The sequence below is a fragment of the Kribbella monticola genome (genome assembly GCF_003261635.1).
GTDB classification, from domain to species: Bacteria; Actinomycetota; Actinomycetes; order Propionibacteriales; family Kribbellaceae; genus Kribbella; species Kribbella monticola.
Genome location: NZ_QFXK01000079.1, coordinates 1 through 1,543 on the forward strand (window position 1 = coordinate 1; position 1,543 = coordinate 1,543).

Annotated in this window: 2 protein-coding genes and 1 pseudogene; all 3 read right to left on the reverse strand. The window is 64.8% G+C overall.

Annotated features, from left to right (window positions below):
* A pseudogene (locus tag DIZ26_RS38480) lies at window positions 1–229 on the reverse strand (site-specific integrase); the annotation flags it as partial.
* A gap of 15 nt (window positions 230–244) precedes the next feature.
* Window positions 245–433 (reverse strand): helix-turn-helix transcriptional regulator, encoded by a 189-nt coding sequence (locus tag DIZ26_RS34575; RefSeq protein ID WP_112248788.1) that lies wholly within the window; start codon window positions 431–433, stop codon window positions 245–247.
* Between the two features lie 12 nt (window positions 434–445).
* The coding region (locus tag DIZ26_RS34580; RefSeq protein WP_112248789.1) for a replication initiator at window positions 446–1,543 on the reverse strand (1,098 nt) is incomplete at its 5' end.

Genomic DNA, 1,543 nt, shown 5'->3' on the forward strand with positions numbered 1-1,543 from the left:
TGAGCAAGCCAGACGACGTGAGCTGTGACCGCTCCTTCAACCTCGCAACGAGAGCCGATCCTGCAGCAGTCGCACTCTTCCCGTATGCCTCCACCTGGCGGGTTCGACCGTTGTAGTCGCGATAGTTGGTGACAGCTCGATACCCGTCCGGCTTACCCTTCGCGTTGGTGTGGGTGACATAAGTCCTGATCTTGCCCCAGGTGCCAAGGTCCAAAGGTTTCCGTGCCATCTTCCCGCCTTCGCGTCAGGACGCCGACTTCTGAGCATCGAACCAAGCGATCACGTCGTCAGGGTCGTATCTCAGGTGCTTGCCTACGCGAACGGCACGGGGCCCATACGCTTGGCAGCGCCACTTGTAGAGCGTCTTGACTGGCACGCCGAGGTATTCGGCGACGTCTTCGACAGTCCATCGCCGTTGAATGCTGGTAGCCATTTCTTGACCTTCCTAGTTCGCTTCTTCGAGGGACAGTGCTTGCAGTTCTTCGCGTACGACGCGTCGGTGTTCGCGCGCTTTGGCGGCGGCGGTGCTGGCGAGTAGTGCGTCGCCGATGGTTTTCCAGCCGGTGTTGGCGTAGGTGAAGTTGCCGACGATGAGGGTGGTTTCGGTGTCGGTGGTGTGTTCGGCGGTGCGATGTCGTTCGCGTCGCCAGTTGGACCGTGCTTCGCGGAGCGCTTTGAGGGTGGTGGAGTACTGACGGCTCTTGGTGGAGAAGTGGCCGCCGAAGCCGAGCATGTGTGCCCAGCGTTGGAGACGCCGGTAGGAGAGGCGGCCGGAGTTCTTGGCGGCTTCGGTTTCGTCGAGGTCGGAGCCTGGGCGTCCGAGTCGCCAGCAGGCGTCGACCAATCGGCCGGCATGCGTGGCCAAGGTGGCGTAGCGGCGGACGGTGGCGTCGGTGAGCCGTGCGGACGAGTGGCCGGTGGCTTCGGCTGCCTTGGTGGCGTACTTGGCGAGGTAGCCCGCGACGGCGGTTTCGGTGATCACACCGTCAACGGCTTGCCGTACGGGGCGTACGTCGAGTTGGCCACCCCACTCGATCAGCCAGCCCTCAGCCTTATCCGGGTGCGGCAGAGAGCCAAAGCGGGTCGCCTCGACTGCCGTACGGATCGCGTGATGGAGCAGGGCGTAGTCGGCGGACAGGTGCGGTGCAGCGAACTCGTGAGGCGCGGCGGGGTCGACGCCGTCGAGGCGGATGAGGGCGTGGAAGTGGGCGACTCCTCGCGCCTGCATTTCGGCGACCTTGCCGTAGGAGAGTTTGATGGCGAGGCCGTGCTTGTTGCCCCATCTGCGGAGGGTGTCTTTGGCGCGGTCCATGGTCCGTCGCCAGAGTTCGCCGGACAGGGCGTTCCAGACGACCTGGTGGTCGTGGTCGTAGCAGTCCAGGCACAGCGGGGTGCCGAGGATCTTCTCCCCATCGTGGTGGGTCTGGTGGCAGCGCAGGTCGATCCCGTGCGGGCAGGGGTCGGGTTTGCGGCGTGGTCGGCAGACCTGGTTGCGGAGTTGCCCGTCGCGGCTCCTGGTTTTGCGGGCGGAGTGGACGGGTCC